11 protein-coding genes are annotated in these 15,529 nt (G+C 70.6%); 1 reads left to right on the plus strand and 10 read right to left on the minus strand.

Annotated features, from left to right (window positions below; translation table 11 throughout):
* Nucleotides 1-566 precede the first annotated feature (566 nt).
* Entirely contained in the window at nucleotides 567-2,891 is a 2,325-nt protein-coding gene (locus ASC82_RS01995; RefSeq protein WP_056640512.1) for a bifunctional glycosyltransferase family 2 protein/CDP-glycerol:glycerophosphate glycerophosphotransferase, read from the plus strand.
* Between the two features lie 86 nt (nucleotides 2,892-2,977).
* Here ASC82_RS01995 and ASC82_RS02000 read toward each other — a convergent pair whose 3' ends face one another.
* The 10 genes from ASC82_RS02000 to ASC82_RS02045 all read right to left on the minus strand — a co-directional run bounded on the left by ASC82_RS02000 (nucleotide 2,978) and on the right by ASC82_RS02045 (nucleotide 15,483).
* On the minus strand, nucleotides 2,978-4,906 hold the full coding sequence (locus ASC82_RS02000) for a TIGR03960 family B12-binding radical SAM protein (protein ID WP_056640514.1): 1,929 nt from the start codon (nucleotides 4,904-4,906) through the stop codon (nucleotides 2,978-2,980).
* Between the two features lie 52 nt (nucleotides 4,907-4,958).
* The gene (locus tag ASC82_RS02005; RefSeq protein ID WP_056640517.1) at nucleotides 4,959-6,542 is read right to left on the minus strand and encodes a CYTH and CHAD domain-containing protein; all 1,584 of its coding nucleotides are present in this window, start codon (nucleotides 6,540-6,542) and stop codon (nucleotides 4,959-4,961) included.
* Between the two features lie 97 nt (nucleotides 6,543-6,639).
* On the minus strand, nucleotides 6,640-7,839 hold the full coding sequence (gene rodA, locus ASC82_RS02010; protein ID WP_056640520.1) for a rod shape-determining protein RodA: 1,200 nt from the start codon (nucleotides 7,837-7,839) through the stop codon (nucleotides 6,640-6,642).
* Nucleotides 7,840-7,843: 4 nt separating this feature from the next.
* Nucleotides 7,844-10,081 carry a penicillin-binding protein 2 gene (gene mrdA / locus ASC82_RS02015; protein ID WP_056640523.1) on the minus strand — a complete coding sequence of 746 codons (2,238 nt, stop codon included), beginning with the start codon at nucleotides 10,079-10,081 and terminating at the stop codon, nucleotides 7,844-7,846.
* Between the two features lie 19 nt (nucleotides 10,082-10,100).
* Nucleotides 10,101-10,769: a rod shape-determining protein MreD gene (gene mreD, locus ASC82_RS02020; protein WP_056640526.1), complete on the minus strand. Its 669-nt coding sequence runs from the start codon at nucleotides 10,767-10,769 to the stop codon at nucleotides 10,101-10,103.
* Entirely contained in the window at nucleotides 10,766-11,749 is a 984-nt protein-coding gene (gene mreC / locus ASC82_RS02025) for a rod shape-determining protein MreC (RefSeq protein ID WP_056640529.1), read from the minus strand. Before mreC ends, mreD begins: the two co-directional genes overlap by 4 nt.
* A gap of 88 nt (nucleotides 11,750-11,837) precedes the next feature.
* On the minus strand, nucleotides 11,838-12,857 hold the full coding sequence (locus tag ASC82_RS02030) for a rod shape-determining protein (protein WP_056640532.1): 1,020 nt from the start codon (nucleotides 12,855-12,857) through the stop codon (nucleotides 11,838-11,840).
* A 258-nt stretch (nucleotides 12,858-13,115) separates the two neighbouring features.
* Nucleotides 13,116-13,529, minus strand: coding sequence for a nucleoside-diphosphate kinase (gene ndk / locus ASC82_RS02035; protein ID WP_056640535.1), 414 nt, complete (start codon nucleotides 13,527-13,529; stop codon nucleotides 13,116-13,118).
* 66 nt (nucleotides 13,530-13,595) lie between these two features.
* The gene (locus tag ASC82_RS02040; protein ID WP_056640538.1) at nucleotides 13,596-13,979 is read right to left on the minus strand and encodes a DUF4233 domain-containing protein; all 384 of its coding nucleotides are present in this window, start codon (nucleotides 13,977-13,979) and stop codon (nucleotides 13,596-13,598) included.
* A gap of 4 nt (nucleotides 13,980-13,983) precedes the next feature.
* Complete coding sequence (locus ASC82_RS02045; RefSeq protein WP_056640540.1) at nucleotides 13,984-15,483, minus strand: folylpolyglutamate synthase/dihydrofolate synthase family protein; 1,500 nt, start codon at nucleotides 15,481-15,483, stop codon at nucleotides 13,984-13,986.
* Nucleotides 15,484-15,529 lie beyond the last annotated feature (46 nt).

Genomic DNA, 15,529 nt, shown 5'->3' on the forward strand with positions numbered 1-15,529 from the left:
TCTGGTTCAGACCCGCTCGACGAGCTCGAGCGCCTGAGGGGGTGACGGGGCGTGCCAGGGGTGTTCCGGCGGCCTGCTGGGGGGCGTCTTCACCCTCCGAGACGGATCCGCCGGGCGACGTGCTGGGCCGCACGCCCGCCGTCGAACTGCAGTACTTGTCCCGGTACCCGGTCCGCAGCTTAGCCGCCGGGTCCCGGCCCGCCCTGGACGGACGAGGACCTGGTCCCACACCGTGATCCGGGGAGTGGTGACCAGGGACACCGAAGAACGCAGGACCGTTTCCGCGCGCCCCGGAGTGCGGGAGCGCGCGTGACGTATGGGGACCACCAGGGTCGCTCGGGACATTCCTCACCGGTCCATCGGCCTGCATGACTGTGCGGCGGTCCCCGACCGCCGCAGCACTCCAGGGTAGACGATCCGCAATTCGGGCGTTCTCCCGTCGTTGGGCCCTCCCTCACCCGCAGGGAGGGGCCCGTTCACCCCGTACGCGGGCGCCCGCGGTTTCCGGGGTGCGGAAGGCCTCCTGCATACTGCGGTTGAGCGGTTCGACTGAGGAGACACGACGCATGCCGGCTGCAGCTACCCCCCGATTCAGCGTGATCATCCCGGTGTACGGGGTCGAGGGCTACATCCGCGAGTGCCTCGAATCGGTGACTACGCAGAGTTACCGGGATTTCGAGATCATCGCGGTCGACGACTGCTCCCTCGACGGCAGCGGCGCCATCATCGACGAGTTCGCCGCGCGCGACCCGCGCGTGCGCGCCGTCCACCGCGCCCAGAACGGCGGCATCGGCGCCGCCCGCAACACGGGCGTCGAGCACGCCCGCGGCGACTACCTGCTCTTCATCGACGGCGACGACTCCATCCGCCCCGGCTCCCTCGAGGCCATGGCGGACCGGCTCGCCGAGGCCGAGGACCCCGAGGTCCTGCTCTTCGACCACGTCCGTACCTACACGGACGGCACCGTCGAGACCAGCAACTCCGGCCCGTTCCTCGCCGGCATCCGCGACCAGGTGATCCGCCCCGCCGACCGCCTCGAACTGCTGCGCATGTTCGCCGTGGTGTGGAACCGCCTCTACCGCCGCGACTTCTTCACCGGCGAGGGCTACGCCTTCACCGACGGCCTGTACGAGGACGCGCTCATGGTCTACACGACCATGGCCGCCGCCCAGCGCGTCGCGGGCCTGGAGTACGTGGTCGTCGAGTACCGGCAGCGCCGGGTCGGCAGCTCGATGCGCAGCAGCTCCCCGCGCAAGCACTTCGTGATCTTCGACCAGTACCGGCGGGTCTTCGAGTACCTCGACGGCCGCCCCGGCCTCGACGAGTACCGCAAGACCGTCTTCGGGCGGATGATCTCCCACTTCCTGTTCACCTTCGCCCGGGACTTCCGTATACCCAAGGGCCACCGCCGCGCCTACCTGAAGCAGGCCTCGAAGGTCTACCGCAGCCTCGAACCGGCGGGCTTCACGCCGCCGCCCGGCGTCCTCGGCCTGAAGTTCAAGGTGCTGAAGAGCGGCTCGTACTCCGGCTTCGAGGCCCTCAAGGTGGTCAACGGCACCCGCGAGGGGACCATCCGCTCCCTCGGCCGGTCCAAGCGCTGGGGCGGCCGCAAGGCCCTGCGCGCCTACTACGCCGTGCAGCGCCGCCTCCCCGTGGACGAGAACCTCGCCGTGTACTCGGCGTACTGGGGCCGCACCCCCAGCTGCAACCCGCTCGCCGTGCACGAGGCCGCCAGGAAGCTCGTGCCCGGCGTCCGCGGGGTGTGGGTCGTGAACCAGGAGTACGCCGCCGGCCTCCAGCCCGGTCTCAAGCGGATCGCCCCGGCCACCTTCGGCTACTGGAAGGCGATGGCCCGGGCCAAGTACCTGGTCAACAACGTCAACTTCCCCGACGCCGTGATCAAGCGCCCCGGCCAGATCCACCTCCAGACCCACCACGGCACGCCGCTCAAGCGCATGGGCCTGGACCAGCAGCGGTACCCGGCCGTCTCCCGCAGCATGGACTTCGACAAGCTGCTGGAGCGCGTCGACCGCTGGGACTACAGCGTCTCCTCGAACGGGCACTCCACCGAGAACTGGGAGCGCGTCTACCCGGCAGACTTCCGGACCCTCAACACCGGTTACCCGCGCAACGACGTCTACTACCGCGCCACCGCGGCGGACGTCCGCCGGATCCGCGGCGAGCTCGGCATCGCGCACGACAAGACGGCGATCCTGTACGCCCCCACCGTGCGCGACCACCAGAAGGACGCCTTCGTCTCCCGGCTCGACCTCGCCCGCTTCGCCCGCGAACTCGGCCCGGACTTCGTCCTGTTGGTCCGCGCCCACTACTTCTACGGCGGAGACCGGGAGTTGAACTCCCTCGCCGAGCGGGGCGCGCTCGTCGACGTGTCGCGGCACCCGTCCGTCGAGGAGCTCTGCCTGGCGGCGGACGCGCTGATCACGGACTACTCGTCGATCATGTTCGACTACGCCAACCTCGACCGGCCGATCGTGACGTACGCCGACGACTGGGAGGCGTACCGGACCTGCCGAGGCGTCACCTTCGACCTGCTCTCCGGCGAGCCCGGCGACACCCCCGGCGTGATCACGACCACCGAGGACGAGCTCATCGAGGCGTTCCGCAGCGGCGCCTGGGAGGGCGAGCCGGCGGCGGCGCTGCGCCAGGCCTTCCGCGAGCGGTTCTGCACGTGGGACGACGGCTCCGCGGCCGAGCGGGTCGTCCGCCAGGTCTTCCTCGGCGAGGAGGGCCTGCGTCCGGCGGTCGTCCCCGTGGCCGAGCGCACCCCGGCCCCGTCGCCGCGCCTGGCCGAGGGCACCGGCCCCTTCCGCTCCCAGCCGAAGGACCAGACCGACCGCGACGAGCTGACCGCGGCCGGGTCCGACCACTAGGACGCGGTGCCGAGACACGAAGAGGCGCCCGGAGGATTTCCTCCGGGCGCCTCTCTTCGTTCTCTGTGCCTACGGGCCGGGGCCCGCTACTTCACGACCGACAGCGGCAGCAGCTTCTTGCCCGTCGGGCCGACCTGGATCTCGGTCTGCATCGCGGGGCAGACACCGCAGTCGAAGCACGGCGTCCAGCGGCAGTCGTCGACCTCGGTCTCGTCGAGCGCGTCCTGCCAGTCCTCCCAGAGCCAGTCCTTGTCGAGACCGGAGTCCAGGTGGTCCCAGGGCAGGACCTCCTCGTAGGTGCGCTCGCGGGTCGTGTACCAGGCGACGTCCACGCCGAAGCCGGGCAGCGTCTTCTCGGCGCACGCCATCCAGCGGTCGTACGAGAAGTGCTCGCGCCAGCCGTCGAAGCGGCCGCCGTCCTCGTACACCGCGCGGATGACCGAGCCGATGCGGCGGTCACCGCGCGAGAGCAGGCCCTCGACGATGCCGGGCTTGCCGTCGTGGTAGCGGAAGCCGATCGAGCGGCCGTACTTCTTGTCGCCGCGGATCTTGTCGCGGAGCTTGCGCAGCCGCTCGTCCGTCTCCTCGGCCGACAGCTGCGGGGCCCACTGGAAGGGGGTGTGCGGCTTGGGGACGAAACCGCCGATGGAGACGGTGCAGCGGATGTCGTTCTGACCGGAGACCTTGCGGCCCTCGGCGATCACGTTCATCGCCATGTCGGCGATCTGGAGGACGTCCTCGTCGGTCTCCGTCGGCAGGCCGCACATGAAGTACAGCTTCACCTGGCGCCAGCCGTTGCCGTACGCGGTGGAGACGGTCCGGATGAGGTCCTCCTCCGAGACCATCTTGTTGATGACCTTGCGCATGCGCTCGGAGCCGCCCTCGGGGGCGAAGGTGAGGCCGGAGCGGCGCCCGTTCCGGGTCAGCTCGTTGGCCAGGTCCACGTTGAACGCGTCGACACGGGTGGACGGGAGGGACAGGCCCACCTTGTCCTCCGTGTAGCGGTCGGCGAGGCCCTTCGCGATGTCACCGATCTCGGTGTGGTCCGCGGAGGACAGCGAGAGGAGGCCGACCTCCTCGAAGCCCGTCGCCTTGAGGCCCTTCTCGACCATCTCGCCGATGCCGGTGATGCTTCGCTCCCGCACGGGGCGCGTGATCATGCCGGCCTGGCAGAAACGGCAGCCGCGGGTGCAGCCGCGGAAGATCTCGACGGACATGCGCTCGTGGACGGTCTCCGCGAGCGGGACGAGGGGCTGCTTGGGGTACGGCCACTCGTCGAGGTCCATGACGGTGTGCTTGGAGACGCGCCACGGCACGCCGGACCTGTTGGGCACGACACGGCCGATGCGGCCGTCCGGCAGGTACTCGACGTCGTAGAACGCCGGGATGTAGACCGAGCCGGTCTTCGCGAGACGGAGGAGGACCTCCTCGCGGCCGCCCGGCCTGCCCTCGGCCTTCCAGGCGCGGATGATCTCGGTCATGTCGAGGACGGCCTGCTCGCCGTCGCCGACGATCGCCGCGTCGATGAAGTCCGCGATCGGCTCGGGGTTGAAGGCCGCGTGGCCGCCGGCGAGCACGATCGGGTGGTCGACGGTCCGGTCCTTCGACTCCAGCGGGATGCCGGCGAGGTCGAGGGCGGTCAGCATGTTCGTGTAGCCGAGCTCCGTCGAGAAGCTCAGGCCGAAGACGTCGAAGGCGCCGACGGGGCGGTGCGAGTCGACCGTGAACTGCGGGACCTTGTGCTCACGCATGAGCTCCTCGAGGTCCGGCCACACGCTGTACGTGCGCTCGGCGAGGACGCCCTCGCGCTCGTTGAGCACCTCGTACAGGATCATGACGCCCTGGTTGGGCAGACCGACCTCGTACGCGTCCGGGTACATCAGCGCCCAGCGGACGTCGGCGGACTCCCACGGCTTCACCGTGGAGTTCAGCTCTCCACCGACGTACTGAATCGGCTTCTGCACGTGCGGGAGCAGAGCTTCGAGCTGCGGGAAGACAGACTCGGCAGCAGACATCTCGAACCTTCGTGAGCTGGCAGGGGGGCGACTCTCAAGCGTACCCCGGTGCTCAGCGGGTCAGCGCCGCCCGGATCCCCGGGGCCGCGGCCCGGGCCCAGACCGCGGGGAGATCGCGCTCCCCGGCCGCCGCCTCCGCTTCCTCGCGGCCGTGGAGAAGTCCCCAGGTGAAAGCGGACTCCCCGGCCGCGTGGGCCTGGGTCGCGAGCTCGCGCAGGGCCTCGCGGGCGACGACTCCGTCCTGGTGTTCGCCGAGGAGTGACTGGACGGACTTCACACGCTTGGCAAGCCTGCGCGCGGGCTTCCCGAGGGTGGGAGCGGCGGCCTCGGCGGCGTACCGGGCGCGCTTGGCGGCCTTGCGGGCCGCGTGGAGCGCGAGGTCGCGGTCCTGCCCAGGGTCGAGGGCGAGGGCGCGGTCGACGCGGGCGGCGAGGCGGGCGTGGTCCTTGAGGACGGCGCGGGCGAGGACCGCGCGGGCGTCGCGGGCCGCGGCCTTCCGCAGGGGCGGGTCGGCGAGCAGCTCGTCGAGGGTGTCGAGGAGGGCGAGGTAGCGGGCCGACTCCAGCGCGGCGAGGGTACGGCGCCGGCCGCCCCGGGCGCGGACGGCGGCCCAGCTCCGCAGCCGGCCGCGGACCGGGCCGAGGCGCAGGGTCCGGGGCAGCGCGTCGATCCGGCCGCGCAGCCGCTCGGCCAGCACCTCCTGGTCCCGGGCGGCACCGAGCTCGCCCGCCAGCCACTTCAGCTCCGTACCGACGGGCTCGGTGGCGTCCCGGTCGAGGACCTTCCGGTACGACCTGAAGGCGCTGCGCAGCCGCCGGCAGGCGACCCGCAGCTGGTGCACGGCGTCGGGCAGGTCCCGGCGCACGGCGGGGTCGAGCTCGACGATCGCGTCGACCTGCTCGCGTACGTAGGCGAGGACGGCGTGACCGGCGGTGCCGGGGGCGAGATCGGGGCCGGGGCCATGCGGGGCCCTCCCCGTCTCCCTGTCCGTCTCCGTCTCCGTCTCCGCGAGTGCCCTCGCCAGCTTCGAGGCGGACTCCGAGGGGCGGATGCCCGCCTTCTTGAAGCGCTTCTCGACCGCGTCGAGGAGTGCCGTGCCGGCGTCGGTATCGGCCTCCGTGTCGGCCTCGGCTTCGTCGTCGGCGAGCTCGACCTCGATCTCCGTCCAGGCGGCCTCGGCTCCCCCGGGAGCTCCCCCGAGCAGCCGCTCGGCGCGGACCGTGTCGACGGACAGCTCGGCGAGGAGCCTGCCCTTCGCGTCGACGAGGTGGCGGACGTCCCGCGCGGACCGGAGGCGGACCACGGGGACGACCTCGGCGTCCCGGATCCGGGAACGCAGAAGCCCCGCCAGCTCACCCGGGAGGGTGTCGGCCAGCGGGGCCCTGATCTCGTCGCGGATGCCGGAGGCGACGGGGAACTTGAGGTGCCAGCCCTCGTCCTCCCCGCCCGTGCGCCGCCGCAGCGTGAGCGCGTCGGCGGCGAGCCGCAGGTCGGGGGTGTCGTAGTAGACCGCGTCGAGTTCCACGACGCCCCGGTCCACGACCGCCGAGACCCCGGGGACCCGGGTCAGGTCCGGCAGCCGGGTCTCACCCGTGGCTTCGTACTTCCGCTCGACCTCGCGCTTCGTCTCCGCCATGAGACGAATCTAGCCCTTCGGACCGCGGCCCGACCGCTGTACGGCCATAGGGCCGGGCCGTCATGGGCCGGACCGACATAGGCCGGGCCGTCACGGGCTACGCCGTCATGGGGCGCTGCACCCTGATCGACTGCAGCAGCCCGATCGCCACCCAGACCGCGAACATCGACGAGCCGCCGTACGACACGAACGGCAGCGGCAGGCCCGCGACCGGCATGATGCCGAGCGTCATGCCGATGTTCTCGAAGGACTGGAAGGCGAACCAGGCGATGATGCCGGCCGCGACGACCGTGCCGTAGAGCTCGGTGGTCTCGCGGGCGATCCGGCAGGCCCGCCAGAGCACGACCCCGAGGAGGACGAGGATCAGGCCGGCGCCGACGAAGCCCAGCTCCTCCCCCGCGACCGTGAAGACGAAGTCGGTCTGCTGCTCCGGTACGAACTGGCCGGTCGTCTGCGAGCCCTTGAAGAGGCCCGCGCCGAGGAGGCCGCCGGAGCCGATCGCGATGCGGGCCTGGTTGGTGTTGTAACCGACGCCCGCGGGGTCGAGGTCGGGGTTGGCGAAGGCCGCGAAGCGGTTGATCTGGTACTCGTCCAGCATGCCGAGCGCGGTGACGAGGACCGCGCCGCCGATGCCCGCGCCGATCAGTCCGAGGACCCATCGGTTGGAGGCGCCGGAGGCGAGCAGCACGCCGAGCACGATGACGGCCATGACCATGACCGAGCCGAGGTCGGGCATCAGCATGACGATGCCCATGGGGAGGGCGGCCAGCGTGAGGGCCTTGGCGACGGTGCGGTGGTCGGGGTGGAGCTGGTCGCCCGCGTCGACCTTGGCGGCCAGCAGCATCGCCATGACCAGGATGATCGTGATCTTCACGAACTCACTGGGCTGGAGGGAGAAGCCGCCGCCGACGACGATCCACGCGTGGGCGCCGTTGATGGTGGCGCCGAGCGGGGTGAGGACGGCGAGGATCAGCACGATCGAGAGCGTGTAGAGGATCGGGACCGCGCCGCGCAGCGTGCGGTGGCCGAGCCAGATCGTGCCGATCATCAGGGCGACCCCGATGCCGGTGTTGAGCGCGTGCCGGAAGAGGAAGTAGTACGGGTCGCCGTTGTTGAGCTCGGTGCGGCCCCGGGTGGCGGACCACACGAGGAGCGCCCCGATGAAGGAGAGCGCGAGCGCCGAGAGCAGGATCGGCCAGTCGAGGCGGCGGACCACCGAGTCGCGGGCGGTCAGCTTGGCGAGCGTGCCGCGCTCGGGGGCGTACCGGGAGACGGAGAAGCCGTGGGGTGCGGTCATCGGTTCAGTCCCTCCGCCAGGTGGCGGGCGGGCCCGCGAGTTCCTGGTCGTCGTCCGGCTTCGCCGGGTCGGCGGCCGTGGCCGTGCCCGTGCCCGTGCCGTCCTGCTCCTTCAGCGGGTCCACCTTCTGCGCCTCGGGGTCGTACGGCTTGATCTTCGGGGCGTCGATGGAGCCGTCGGCCTCGATCTTCGGCAGGGCCTGCTGCGGCTGCGGCAGCAGGGCCTTCTTCAGGTCCTGGTTGCCGGCGTCGTCGAGTCCGTAGAGCGCGTCGTAGATGTTGCGCACGGCGGGGCCGGAGGCGCCGGAGCCCGTACCACCCTGGGCGATCGTCATGATGATCGAGTAGTCCTTGGTGTACGTGGCGAACCACGAGGTCGTCTGCTTGCCGTAGACCTCGGCCGTACCCGTCTTGGCGTGCATCGGGATCTTGTCCTGCGGCCAGCCGCCGAATCGCCAGGCGGCCGTACCGCGGGTGGCGACTCCCGCGAGGGCTTCCTCTATCAACGCCTGCGTCTTGGCGTCCATGGGGAGCCTGCCGTGGGACTTGGGCTTGATCTCGGTGACCTTCTTGCCGTCGGGGCTGATGATCGCCTTGCCGACGGTGGGGTTCCAGAGGGTGCCGCCGTTGGCGATGGCCGCGTAGATGGTGGCCATCTGGATCGGCGTGACGAGGGTGTCGCCCTGGCCGATGGAGTAGTTGACGGAGTCACCGGCGCGCATGAGGTTGCCTTCGAGGCAGTTCTCGTAGGAGAGCTGCTGGACGTAGGTGCCGCCGCGCTTGCCGATCTTGCACCAGTAGTCCTTGTTGGCCGCCCAGAAGTCCTGCTTCCACTTCCGGTCGGGGACGCGGCCCGTGACCTCGTTGGGGAGGTCGATGCCGGTCTCGGCGCCGAGGCCGAACTGATGGGCCGTCTTGTAGAACCAGTCCTTGGCGTCCTTCTTCGGCTTCATGCCGCCGTCGTTCAGCCACTGCTGGTGGGAGAGGGCGTAGTAGACGGTGTCGCAGGAGACCTCGAGGGCCTGGCCGAGGGTGATGGAGCCGTGGCCCTGGGACTCGAAGTTCTTGAAGACCTGGCCGCCGATGGCGTACGAGGAGGGGCACGGGTAGCGCCCGTTGAACTCGTATCCGGCGTTGACGGCGGCGGTCGTCGGGATGACCTTGAAGATCGAGCCGGGGGCGGCCTGGCCCTGGATGGCCCGGTTGAGGAGCGGGAAGTTGGAGTCCTTGCCGGTGAGGGCCGCGTAGTCCTTGGCGGAGATGCCGCCGACCCAGGCGTTGGGGTCGTAGTCGGGCTGCGAGGCCATGGCGACGATCCGGCCGGTCTTGTTCTCCATGACGACGACGGCGCCGGAGTCGGCCTTGTAGTTCTCGTTGGTGTTCTTGTCGTGGACCTTGCGGGCCTCCACCATCGCGTTGTGCAGCTCCCACTCGGCGACCGCCTGGACGCGGGCGTCGATGGAGGTGACGACGTTGGAGCCGGGGACCGCGGGGTCGTTCTTGGCCTGGCCGATGACGCGGCCGAGGTTGTCGACCTCGTAGCGGGTGACGCCGGCCTTGCCGCGCAGCTCCTTGTCGTACGTGCGCTCCAGGCCGGAGCGGCCGATCTGGTCGGAGCGGAGGAACGGCGAGTCGCTGTCCTTGGCCTTCTCGATCTCGGCGTCGGTGACGGGCGAGAGGTAGCCGAGGACCTGGGAGGTGCGGGACTTGCCGGGGGCCGGGTAGCGGCGGACGGCGGTCGGTTCGGCGGTGATGCCGGGGAAGTCCTCGGCGCGCTCGCGGATCTGGAGGGCCTGCTGGGTGGTGGCCTCGTCGGTGACGGGGATCGGCTGGTACGGCGAACCGTTCCAGCAGGGCTTGGGCGTCTTGGAGTCGCAGAGCCGGATCTTGTTGATGACCTCGTCGGGCTTCATGTCGAGGACGTCGGCGAGCCGGGTCAGGACGGCCTTGCCGCGGTCCTTCATCTTCATGAGCTCGGTGCGGGACGCGGAGACCACGAGCCGGGTCTCGTTGTCGGCGAGCGGGACGCCCCGGGCGTCGAGGACGGAGCCGCGGACGGCGGGCTGGACGACCTGCTGGACGTGGTTGTTCTTCGCCTCGTCCGTGTACTCCTTGCCGTTGCGGATCTGGAGGTACCAGAGGCGGCCCCCCAGGGTCAGGAGCAGCGAGAAGACGAGGATCTGGATGACGACGAGCCGGATCTGGACCCGCGGGGTCCGCCCGGTCTCGGGGATGTTGCTCATACTGCCGGGACCCCCTCGGTCACAGTCGCTTGACTCCCTTGATGCGTCCGGCCCGTGAGGCGCGGCTGCGGGCGGCCTTCACGCGCAGGCCGCCGCGCTGGTTGCCGATCCGCAGGCCGGTGCCGGAGGAGAGCCAGCCGGAGGCCACGTCGGCGCCGTTGCCCCCGCCGGCGTCGGCGAGCGGATCGTTCTCGGCGCGCCGGGCCAGGGCCATGATGAGCGGCACGGTGAAGGGCGCGAGGAGCAGGTCGTAGACCGCCGCGGTGAACAGCAGGAAGCCGAGGCCCACATGGCGGGCGGCGGTGTCTCCGACGAGGGCGCCCACGCCCGCGTAGAGGAGCGTGGAGCCGACGGCCGCGGCGACGACGACGGCCATGGGGCCGGTCGCGGAGGTCAGCCGGCCGTTCTCGGGCTTGGCGAGGCCGACCAGGTAGCCGATGACGCAGAGCACGAGGGCGTAGCGGCCGGCGGCGTGGTCGGCGGGCGGGGCGAGGTCGGCGAGGAGACCGGCGGTGAAGCCGATGAGGGAGCCGCTGACGGGGCCGTAGACCAGGGCGAGGGCGACGACGGTCAGGAGGACCAGGTCGGGGACGGCGCCGGGGAGTTGGAGGCGGGCCAGGACGGAGACCTGGACGACGAGGGAGACGACGATCAGGGTCGCGGAGAGGAGGATGCGGTTGAACTTCACGGTGTCGCGTCCCCCTGGTCCTGGCCCTGCTGGTTCTCGTTCGGCTTCTGCCCGTCGGCGGGCTTCTGTCCGTCCGGTGGCGGCGGGCTGACCGTGACGGTGACGGTCGGCGCGGGCTTGGGCTTCTGCGGCAGGACCGTGTCGCGGGGGTCCGAGCGCGGGGCCTGGACGACGACGCCGACGATGTCGAGCTTGGTGAAGCCGACGTACGGGCGGACGTAGATGTTACGGGTCAGGCCGCCGCCCGCCGGGTCGACGCGCACGACCTCGCCGACCGGGACGCCGGGCACGAAGGGCTTGTCCGCGCGCGAGCCGAAGGTGACGAGCCGGTCGCCGGTCTTCACCTTGGCCTTGCCGTTGAGGAGCTGGACGAGCAGGGGGCCGTCGCCCTGGCCGGTGGCGAAGCCGAGTTCGTCGCTCTTCTCCATGCGCGTGCCGACGGTGAAGTCGGGGTCGTTGGCGAGGAGGACCGTGGAGGTGGACGGGCCGACGGTGGTGACGCGGCCGACGAGTCCGGAGCCGTTGAGCACGGTCATGTCCCGCTTGATGCCGTCGCGGGCGCCGACGTCGACGGTGACCGTCCAGGAGAAGCCCTGGGCCGCTCCTATGGCGATGACCTGGGCGCCCTTGATGCCGTACTGCCCGGCGCCGGCCGTCTTGAGCATGGAGTCGAGCTCGCGCAGCCGGTTGCGGTTGCGGTCGTCGCTGCCGAGCTCGGCCTTGAGCTGGGCGTTCTCCTTCTCCAGGGCGGCGATCCGGGTGTGCCGCTCACCGGAGTCGCGGACCGCGCCTATGGCGTTCCCGATGGGGTCGACGGCCGCCGCCACACCGTTCTCGACGGGCCCGAAGACCGCGGCGGCGGCCTGTCGGGCACCGTCGACGGGTGACTCCTGGCCTCCGCGGATGTCCACCGTGATCAGTGCGAACGCGATGGCGATCAGCAGCACCAGGAGCAGCCGGCTCTCTCGTGTGTCCCTCACGTGCGGCGGCCGTGCCTTTCCTCGTGGTTCGTTTTCGGCTGTGCTTGTTCTCTTGTCGGGTTCCGCGTGGTGCGTTCGTGCGGTGGTGCTAGCGGCGCGGCTGGGCGTCCAGGACCTGCTGGAGGGCCTCGAACTCCTCCACGCACTTGCCGGAGCCGAGCGCCACCGAGTCCAGCGGGTCCTCGGCGATGTGGATCGGCATGCCGGTCTCACGGCGGAGCCGCTCGTCGAGGCCGCGGAGCAGTGCGCCTCCACCGGTGAGAACGATGCCGCGGTCCATGACGTCACCGGAGAGCTCCGGCGGGCACTTGTCCAGGGTCGTCTTCACGGCGTCGACGATCGCGTTCACCGGCTCCTCGATGGCCTTGCGGACCTCGGCGGCCGAGATGACCACGGTCTTGGGCAGGCCGGAGACGAGGTCGCGGCCGCGGATCTCGGTGTGCTCGTCGTTGTCGAGGTCGTAGGCCGAGCCGATGGTGATCTTGATCTGCTCGGCGGTCCGCTCACCGAGGAGGAGCGAGTACTCCTTCTTGATGTGCTGGATGATCGCGTTGTCCAGCTCGTCGCCGGCGACCCGGATCGACTGTGCCGTGACGATTCCGCCGAGGGAGATGACGGCGACCTCGGTGGTGCCGCCGCCGATGTCGACGACCATGTTGCCGGTGGCCTCGTGGACGGGGAGGCCCGAGCCGATGGCCGCCGCCATGGGCTCCTCGATGATGTGCACCTGGCGGGCGCCGGCCTGCGTGGAGGCCTCGATGACGGCGCGGCGCTCCACGCCGGTGATGCCGGAGGGCACGCAGACGACGACGCGGGGGCGGGCCAGGTAGCGGCGCTTGTGGATCTTGAGGATGAAGTAGCGGAGCATCCGCTCGGTGATCTCGAAGTCGGCGATCACGCCGTCCTTGAGCGGGCGGACGGCGACGATGTTGCCGGGTGTCCGGCCGATCATCTTCTTCGCCTCGGCACCGACCGCCAGGATGCCGCCGGTGTTGGTGTTGATCGCGACGACGGACGGCTCGTTCAGAACGATGCCCCGCCCCCTGACGTACACCAGCGTGTTGGCGGTCCCGAGGTCGACAGCCATGTCACGGCCGATGAACGACATTGAGTTCCCCTTGATTTCCCATGGCTGAGAGTGGTGCGGCGTGGAGTTTTCCATCGTAGTGCCGCCCGCGCGGATGCCGCGCGTTGGTCCACCTCAGTACTGGTGACGGCAGGACGCGGCGATCCGTTCCCGGGATTGGCGTTCATATGCCTGGGGGCGACCGAAATTCCTTCGGTCGCCCCACAGGGTTGTGCTGATCGACTGACGCCGGGTCAGCACCGGATCTGCGCGATCGTACGGATCGACAGGTCCGTCGGATCAGACGAGACCCGGGAAGAAGATCTTCAGCTCGCGGAGCGCCGACTCCTCGGAGTCCGAGGCGTGGATCAGGTTCTCACGGACGATGGTGCCGAAGTCGCCCCGGATGGAGCCGGGCGCGGCGGCGATCGGGTCGGTCGGGCCCGCGAGCTGGCGGACGCCCTCGATGACGCGCTCGCCCTCGACGACAAGTGCGACGACCGGACCGGAGGCCATGAAGCCCATCAGCGGCTCGTAGAAGGGCTTGCCCTTGTGCTCGCCGTAGTGCTGCTCCAGCGTGTCCTGGTCCAGCTCGCGCAGCTCCAGGGCCGCGAGGGTCCAGCCGGCCTTGCGCTCGATACGACCGATGATCTCGCCGATCAGGCCACGGCGGACGGCGTCGGGCTTGAGCAGGACGAGCGTGCGCTGGCTCACGGGGGAACTCCTTCGGAAAAGCGGTGTGCGGGACCTCCGAGGCTACAGGTCCCGCACGCCCCTCGATTACGCAGCGTCAGGCCCTGCCGTGGCCTGTGCGGGCTGCGCGGGCTGCGCGCCCTGCGACTCGGCCCAACGCGCCTTGATGTCGTCGACCTTGCGGCCGTAGTGCACCGAGGCCCACCACAGGACGGCGAAGGCCGCCCCGAGGACGTACATGACCGGCACGAAGAAACCGCTGGCGATCAGGCCGATCTGGAGGGCCCAGCCGAGCTGCACACCGCCGGGACGGGTGACCATCCCGCACAGCAGCACCGAGAGGACCATCGCGACACCGCAGACCCACCAGACGGTGGACATCTCCAGGCTGTCGTCCTTCATGGCGACGAGACCGGCGAAGCCGATCACGAAGAACTCGCCGATGAGCGTCGAGGAACAGAGCACGCGCATCGGTTCAGCCCCTTCGCAGCAGCAGTCGGGCGTCGCCGACCGTGAAGATCGAACCGGTCACGAGGACTCCCGCGCCGCCGTACTCGGCCTCTTCCTCCGCGAGGGTGATGGCCGCTTCCAGCGCGTCGGGCAGCCGCGGCTCGACGACGACCCGGTCCTCGCCGAAGACCTCGACCGCGATCGCGGCGAGCGCGTCGACGTCGGTGGCCCGCGGGTTGGAGTTCGCCGTGATCACGACCTCCGCGAAGATCGGCTCGAAGGCCTCCAGGAGACCCCGGGCGTCCTTGTCGGCGCTCGTGGAGACCACGCCGACGAGCCGCGAGAAGCCGAAGGACTCGCTCACGCCCTCCGCCGTCGCCCGAGCGCCGTGCGGGTTGTGCGCGGCGTCCAGGATCACCGTCGGGGAGGAACGGACGATCTCCAGACGGCCGGGCGAGGCGACCTGGGCGAAGGCCCGGCGGACCGTGTCCGCGTCCAGGGTCCTCGCGTGGTCCGAGCCGATCCCGAAGAAGGCCTCGACCGCGGCGAGCGCCACGGCCGCGTTGCGCGCCTGGTACGCGCCGTGCAGCGGCAGGAAGACGCCGTCGTACTCGCCGCCGAGACCACGCAGGGTGAGGAGCTGCCCGCCGACCGCGACCTCGCGGGAGACGATGCCGAACTCCATGCCCTCGCGGGCGACGGTGGCGTCCGCCTCGACGGCCTTCTTCAGCAGGACCTGGGCCGCGTCCACCGGCTGCTGGGCCAGGATGACGGTCGCGCCCTGCTTGATGATCCCGGACTTCTCGCCGGCGATCTCGGCGGTCGTCCCGCCGAGCCGGTCGGTGTGGTCGAGGTCGATCGGGGTGACGACGGCGACGGAGGCGTCGATGACGTTCGTCGCGTCCCAGGTGCCTCCCATGCCGACCTCGACGACGGCCACGTCGACCGGCGCGTCGGCGAAGGCCGCGTACGCCATTCCGGTGAGGACCTCGAAGAAGGAGAGGCGGTACTCCTCGCGGGCGTCGACCAGCTCCACGTACGGCTTGACGTCCTGGTACGTCTCGACGAACCGCTCGGCGGAGATCGGGGCGCCGTCCAGGCTGATCCGCTCGGTGATCGTCTGCACGTGCGGCGAGGTGTACCGCCCGGTGCGCAGCTCGAAGGCGCCGAGCAGCGCCTCGATCATGCGGGCCGTCGACGTCTTGCCGTTGGTGCCGGTGATGTGGATCGAGGGGTACGCGCGCTGCGGCTCGCCGAGCACGTCCATCAGGGCCGCGATCCGCGTGACGGAGGGCTCCAGCTTGGTCTCGCCCCAGCGGGTGGACAGCTCGGTCTCGACCTCGCGCAGCGCCTTGTCGAGCTCCGGGTCCTCGGGACGGCTCGGCACGGGGTCGCCCTGGACCGGGCCCGCCTGTGCGCGCAGGGTGCGGCTGCCGGCCTCGATCACCGCCAGGTCGGGGTCACGGGTGGTTTCGGCGTCGACGATGTCGTCGAACTGGTCACTCGGGTCGCTCGGCTCACTCACGGGCCCAGTCTACGGAGGGGTACCGACAGGACCATGGACCCACCCC

Source organism: Streptomyces sp. Root431, assembly GCF_001426585.1.
Lineage (GTDB): Bacteria > Actinomycetota > Actinomycetes > Streptomycetales > Streptomycetaceae > Streptomyces > Streptomyces stackebrandtii.